At 63.0% G+C, this 6,721-nt stretch carries 6 protein-coding genes; 5 read left to right on the top strand and 1 reads right to left on the bottom strand.

The features are described 5' to 3' along the window. From ACLP9N_RS34815 to ACLP9N_RS34805, 3 genes are all read left to right on the top strand, one after another. A partial coding sequence (locus ACLP9N_RS34815) for a phosphotransferase (RefSeq protein ID WP_442411652.1) occupies positions 1–587 on the top strand: 587 nt, incomplete at its 5' end. 48 nt (positions 588–635) lie between these two features. After that, positions 636–2,198: a Rieske 2Fe-2S domain-containing protein gene (locus ACLP9N_RS34810; RefSeq protein WP_442411651.1), complete on the top strand. Its 1,563-nt coding sequence runs from the start codon at positions 636–638 to the stop codon at positions 2,196–2,198. Then, a complete protein-coding gene (locus ACLP9N_RS34805) occupies positions 2,195–2,539 on the top strand; it encodes a hypothetical protein (protein ID WP_442411650.1) in 345 nt (114 codons plus the stop codon). The genes ACLP9N_RS34810 and ACLP9N_RS34805 overlap by 4 nt, the downstream gene beginning before the upstream one ends. Positions 2,540–2,554: 15 nt before the next feature. Here the strand turns inward: ACLP9N_RS34805 and ACLP9N_RS34800 are convergent, their stop codons facing one another. Next, the gene (locus ACLP9N_RS34800) at positions 2,555–3,973 is read right to left on the bottom strand and encodes a condensation domain-containing protein (RefSeq protein ID WP_442411649.1); all 1,419 of its coding nucleotides are present in this window, start codon (positions 3,971–3,973) and stop codon (positions 2,555–2,557) included. 478 nt (positions 3,974–4,451) lie between these two features. Here ACLP9N_RS34800 and ACLP9N_RS34795 point away from each other — a divergent pair, with 478 nt between their 5' ends. Further along, the gene (locus ACLP9N_RS34795) at positions 4,452–5,171 is read left to right on the top strand and encodes a GAP family protein (RefSeq protein ID WP_442411657.1); all 720 of its coding nucleotides are present in this window, start codon (positions 4,452–4,454) and stop codon (positions 5,169–5,171) included. A 249-nt stretch (positions 5,172–5,420) separates the two neighbouring features. Continuing rightward, positions 5,421–6,680 carry a PE-PPE domain-containing protein gene (locus tag ACLP9N_RS34790; RefSeq protein ID WP_442411648.1) on the top strand — a complete coding sequence of 420 codons (1,260 nt, stop codon included), beginning with the start codon at positions 5,421–5,423 and terminating at the stop codon, positions 6,678–6,680. Positions 6,681–6,721 lie beyond the last annotated feature (41 nt).

The following is a 6,721-nucleotide window of genomic DNA, read 5'->3' as shown; positions in this document are numbered from 1 at the left end:
GCTGGGCGGCGCGCTATGTGCCCGTGCCACCGGTACTGGGCTGTGGCGTAGACCGAAGCCCGGAGCGGAACCCGGACGGGGACTGGGCGTGGCTGCGCACCGCCGGGCTGCCTGGCTTGTCTGCGGTGCACCCGCGGTGGTTGGCGGCACCGGAGGTGGCGGTGCAAGCGATCGGTGCGGGCTTACGCATGTTGCACGACCGATTGTCGGTCCCGTCATGCCCGTTCGACTGGTCGGCGGCCAGCCGTCTGAGCACACTGACACCGGCATACCGGGCACGCCTGGGCGAGCCGCCGCCGGTCGATCAGCTGGTGGTCTGTCACGGAGACGCCTGTGTGCCCAATACCGTGATCCACGACGGCGCCCTTGTCGCAACTTGTCGCGGACATGTCGACTTCGGCAGCCTCGGTGTCGCCGACCGCTGGGCCGACCTTGCGGTGGCGACGCTGTCGTTGGGCTGGAACTATCCCGGCCGGGTGGTCGAGCCCGACCCGGTGCGCATCGACTACTACCGGCGGCTGTGGCAGGCCTCAGACAACAACCCAGATGAGACCTCCGTTCAGGCCTCAGATGACGCCTCACGCTAAGCTCAAAGCGATCCCCAAACGGCCCGGAAAGGTGCCAGAAAGGTATTTGTGCAGGTCACGAGTGTCGGCCACGCTGGCTTCCTGATTGAAACGCATGCGGGCAGCATCCTGTGCGACCCTTGGGTCAACCCGGCCTATTTCGCGTCCTGGTTCCCCTTCCCGGACAACAGCACGCTGGACTGGGATGTCCTGGGCGACTGCGATTACCTGTACGTCTCGCATCTGCACAAGGATCACTTCGATGCCAAGCACCTGCGCGCGCATGTCAACAAGGACGCGGTGGTGCTGTTGCCGGACTTTCCGGTGCCCGACCTGCGAAACGAGCTGCAGAAGTTAGGGTTTCACCGGTTTTTCGAGACCACCGACTCGGTGAAGCACAGGCTGACCGGACCCAAAGGCGACCTGGACGTCATGGTCATCGCGCTGCGGGCACCCGCGGACGGCCCGATCGGCGATTCGGCCTTGGTGGTTTCGGACGGTGCCACAACGGTTTTCAACATGAACGATGCCCGGCCGGTCGATCTGGACGTGCTGGCCTCCGAGTTCGGCCACATCGATGTGCATCTGCTGCAGTATTCCGGTGCGATCTGGTATCCGATGGTCTACGACATGCCGGCGCGCGCCAAGGAGGCGTTCGCTGTCCAGAAGCGGCAGCGGGGGATGGACCGCGCTCGTCAGTACATCGCGCAAGTGGGGGCGACCTGGGTAGTGCCTTCGGCGGGGCCGCCGTGCTTTCTGGATGCCGAACTGCGCCACCTCAACGACGACCGAGGGGACCCAGCCAACATTTTCCCCGACCAGATGGTGTTCCTGCACCAGATGCGCAGGCACGGGCACGATGGTTACCGGTTCGGGGGCCTGCTGATGATTCCCGGATCAACCGCGGACTTCACTGGCACAACGCTGAATTCGCTGAATCATCCGCTGCCCATCGACGGGGTCGAGGCCATCTTCACCACCGGCAAGGCGGCGTACATCAGTGCGTATGCCGACCGGATGGCTCCGGTTCTCGCCGCCGAGCGGGCGAGCTGGGCACCTGCCACCGGCGAGCCGTTGCTGGAGCAGCTGCGCGCGCTGTTCGAGCCGATCATGCTGCAAAGCGACGAAATCTGCGACGGCATCGGCTACCCGGTCGAACTGGTAATCGGGCCGGAAACCGTGATTCTGGACTTTCCGAAACGTGCTGTCCGCGAACGTATTCCAGAAGAAAAGGTCCGCTACGGCTTCGAGATAGCGCCGGAATTGGTGCGCACCGTGCTGCGCGACCAGGAACCGGACTGGGTCAACACCATCTTCCTGTCCACCCGGTTTCGGGCATGGCGGGTCGGCGGCTACAACGAATACCTGTACACGTTCTTCAAGTGTCTGACCGACGAGCGGATCGCGTACGCCGACGGCTGGTTCGCCGAGACCCACGATGATTCGGCATCGATCACGCTGGACGGCTGGGAGATTCAGCGGCGCTGCCCCCATCTCAAAGCAGACTTGTCGAAATTCGGCGTGGTGGAAGGCGATACGCTGACCTGCAACCTGCATGGGTGGCAGTGGCGCCTGGACAATGGCCGCTGTCTGACGACACGGGGGCATGAGCTGCGGAGTGCCCGCGCATGATCGAGACACCCGGCCAAACCTACGACGACGGCCTCGTCCAGCTGGACCGCGCGGCAATCACGTTGCGCCGCTACCACTTTCCATCGGGCACATCGAAGGTCATTGCGCTGGGAACGATCCGCGGATACCACACCGAGAAGCTGGGCCTGCTAGTGCAACGGTTCCGCCTCTGGGGCAGCTCGGATATGCGCCGTTGGTTGCCGCTCGACGTGCATCGGCCCCTGAAGTCGACGCTGATCACCCTGGACGTGCCGGGAATCTGGCCGAGCCCCGCGTTTACACCGGCGCGCCCGGACGATTTCACTTCACTGCTGGAGGTGCTGCTCAGGCAGCGGAGCTAGCGGCGCACAGCCGAGCTATGCCCACTTCAGAGAGGGCGCGAAGGCTGCCCTGCGCCGGCCGTCGGCGACACGGACAAATACGGATTTCATGGCCTCCAGGTAGCGGATAACGGATTCGCGGGCGACGGGATTGTTCGGGAACAGCACCATCACCTTGGTCTCCCGCCGAAACCGGCCCACCCACATCGACACCTGATGCGAAACCCGGCCTTCGTCGTAGATCCGGAAATCCAATTCAGAACTGGCGACAGCAGAAAGTGGAGCAATGCTCGCATCAAGGAAGGACATCACGAAATTTCCTGGTCGAGGCCTCCGCAGCATCAGCTCCGGGGGCGCCAACTCCAACACGCGGTCGAACGGCACGCTTGCCAGGTCGGTACCCGAATCGAAGGAAGTCTGCGCGGCCCGGGCGGTGTTGCCGAACGACGTCGCCGTGACGGGAACGGTAATCGGAACCAAGCCGGTGAACCAGCCGGTCGTCGCGAGTTCTGTTGGCGTGCTGCGGGTATCGGTAGTGGTGAGTAGGGAAATCGTTTCATCGCCGGTCAACTCGTGCTCTGTGAGGGCGGCGCAGGCGAACACGCCCCCGCTGAAGCGAGCGCCCGCCGTGGCGCACGCGTCGTCGAACCGCCGTGTCTGCTGCTCGTCCATGAGCGTCACGTCGAGCAGGTCGCCGGCACAGGGCACCGATAAATCACCGAGTGGCAAGGGAAAGTGCGGAAGGGTTCCCCCGCTGTGTTCGGCGAACTCGATCCACGCGCGGACGGTCGGGGAGTTCAACGTCAGAGCCGATGTTTCCCGGCGCTGCCGGGCACAGTAATCCTCATACCTGCCCACCTCCGGCAGCGGGGCGGGCACGCCGCCTCGCACCAAGGTGGTGTACATCGTATGGATCTCCGTAAATAGCACACCCACAATCATCAGGTCCACGCAGAGATGACCGATGCTTGCATAGAACGTGAAGTGGTCGGCGCTCTGAATAATCCCGAACAAGAAGCAACCCCACTGCAACGGATGCGGCGCCGATATGTGGTTTCGCAACTCCGCTGTCGTCATATCGTCATGCTCGATCGGGACGAATTCGATATCGGCCGGGTCGGCGATGGTGCGCCGAACGATGTGTTCCGCATCCTTGTACTCGAACCAACTGCGGTACGTGTCGTGCCGGCGAAGATGCGCGTTGATCGCATAACTCATGGCACGAACGTCGCACCGACCGGCGACCTCCCAGGTGAAAATCATCATGCGGGTCATTTCGAGACCTCGCGCCGCGTGGTCGCAATAGCGACGAAGGTGTTGGGTTTGCTGATAGCTGGGCGGCACAGCACTTACCGGCGCATGCCGGGCTTTGAGACTCGCTGCGGGTGATGCGTGCCAACAGGTGACCGAGCCCGGGTCCGGCACCCAGTCGTGAAGTGTTGACATTGCAAACACTTTGCCTCCCTCCTGCGTCCCCACCCATTTGGTTGCGGACAGTTCGAGTTCAACGGCCCGCCGAGCCGATGTTTCTGTTCGACCCCTGCTGGCGCCGACCGGTAACACACCAGCGTGTCGAGTCCCCGCACCGATGGTTGCCAGCAGGTAGTCGTCTGTTGACAAACCCTAGCAACATATCGGTCAAAGCATCGGGTAATGACGATTTAAAGCGTACAGGCATATTTCGCTGCCTCCCACGAGGCTCCCAGCAACCACCGCCACCCGCGTCAACCTCATCCCCTGGCCTGAGCCGTCCCCCTGCAAGGAAGGTCCGCCGAACCGTTCGTCCGAGCGTCCCGCCTAGATCAATGTGACTTCTCAGCGTAGCGGCTGAAACTTGACGGTCGTGTTACGAATCCTGAGTGTCCGCTTTGTATCCCGTATGAGCGCAACGTTCCGGCGCGAAGCCGTCGCAAGTGGGGTACGGTTCCCCAACATGTGGATCACCGTGCTAGTGATGGCGCTCGCGGTGATCTTCGAGCCGATACGGCTCAGTCTAGGCGTGCTCATGCTGAACAGGCGGCGCCCCATGCTGCAACTGTTCACGTTTTTGTGTGGCGGTTTCACGATGGGCATCGGTGTGGGCTTGGTCATACTTTTCATCCTTCGGACCACTCCGTTGGCCGGAAACTTCACCGTGGCCCAGGCTCAGATCGTGGCCGGGCTGCTCGCGCTGCTTGTGGCCGTTGTATTGGCGACAAACGTGTTGACCCGCAAGCTGATCCGCCGGGTTCCGGCGAGCGCCGCGGTCGGAGGCGATGGCGGCGTGGACCTGCTGGAGTCGACCCCGCCGGGTGGCCTGAAGAGGTTGTCTGCACGCGCCCAAGAATTTCTGCAGGGCGACTCACTGCATGTCGCATGGGTGAGCGGACTGGCCGTCGCGTTGCCATCCGCCAACTACTTGGGCGCGATGGCTGCCATTCTTGCCTCCGGCGCTGGACCCCCGGCGCAGGCGCAAGCTCTTCTCCTGTTCAACGTCGTGGCGTTCACACTGGTGGAGATCCCGCTCGTAAGCTACCTGGCGGCGCCGCAAAAGACGCGTGCGTTCATGGCAGCGCTGCAGGAGTGGCTCCGGACTCGCAGCTACCGGGAGTTCGCCGTCTTGCTGGCGGTGGGGGGTTGCTTCTTGCTCGTGCTCGGGTTCAGTAGCCTCTGAGTCGGCGGTAGGGCTGCAACAACGATGAGGCCCCGATACGTCGCCCGCCCAGTGATGCTGATGGGGCGCCTGTTAACCGCTCAATCCGGGTGAAACGTCTAGGCCCTTTCGCTCCGTTCTGCCTCCCAGGGCTGTACCATGCTTCCTATATCTACATCTACTGGCATACCGCTGAAGGATGGTCTTCGCGGCGCGCCGGGTCAGATTGAGATCACAGCGCTTGTCGGCCGGCCTATTTTTGGGGGATTCGTGAACAAACTGGTCGTACGGGCCGTCGCGGCAGGAATATTAACTTGGGCAACGGCTTTCGGCGACGGTGTCGCGGCAGCCGATGACGTGCTGGTAGTTCCCGGCACCGCACCCCCCCAGGGACCAGCGAAACGCTTTTACCACTTCCAACCGCAGTGGGTGCCCAACATCGCCGGCGAGTATTACGACAATCCCGGCGCCACCAACAATCCCGGCGGTCCCGGCGTCACCCCGAAGATCATTACCTATCCGGAGGCCAATCCGACGAGCAGTGCTAGTTCGGTGTCGGTGGGTAAGTCTGTGGCTACGGGGGCGAACAATCTCGACGCAGCGATCCGCGCCAACAATGGCCCGATGACCGTGGTCGGGCTGTCACAGGGAGCGGAGGTGATCACTGAAGAGCAGCTGAGGCTGGAGCACGATCCGACCGCGCCGCCACCGGATCAGATCACGTTCATCAAGGTCAGTGACCCCGCCATTGTGCTCAGGCGGCTGTTCCGGCCCGGCACCCACCTCCCCTACTTCGACTACACCGTGCCGCCTCCGGTGGAGAGCCAGTACAACACGGTTAACGTCGTGGCCCAATACGATTTTGTTGGCGACCCGCCTGACCACTGGTCGAATCTCCTTGCTGTCCTCAATTCGGGGATGGGCCTTCAACACAGCATGGTGGCATTCTCGGACCCGGCTAGCGTGCCGCCCCAGAACATCGCCGCGATGACCAACAGCAGGGGTGCCACCGTGACGACGTACCGCGTCCCGGAGCAGGAGCTACCGCTCACAACGACGCTCCGCCAATTGGGCGTGCCAAATGCCGATAGCCTGGACCCGGTTATGCGACCCATCGTGGACTCGGCGTATAACCGCAACAATCCGTCTCCGTTTGCCGGGATGAACCTTAACGATCTGGAAAATGCCGCCACCACCGTCGGGCAGCTCCCTCACATCATCCCCGCGATCACGATCCCCATCGAAAGCACCAACGCCGGCATCACCGGGGCCACTACAACCCTCACAGCCGCCAACCTGGCCTCAAACGGCGTCAGCTTGGTCACCAACGCCGCTTCCGGCGTCAACGCGGTCACCGACGTCGCCCGCGTGGCGGGCGCGGCCACAAACGCTGTCTCCGGCGCCGGCGTCGCCAACGTCGCCCGCGTGGCGGGCGCGGCCACAAAAGCCGTCTCCGGCGCCAATGCGGCCAAAGGTTCAAAGGGTGCGTTACCAAAGGTCGGCGCTCTGCTCCTCAACGGCAAGAAATAACCTCAAGTCAGCCGGCGACGACCTCTGCACATCGATCAGCG

This window comes from Mycobacterium sp. (assembly GCF_052144515.1).
Lineage (GTDB): Bacteria > Actinomycetota > Actinomycetes > Mycobacteriales > Mycobacteriaceae > Mycobacterium.
This window is presented reverse-complemented; position numbering and strand designations above follow the sequence as displayed.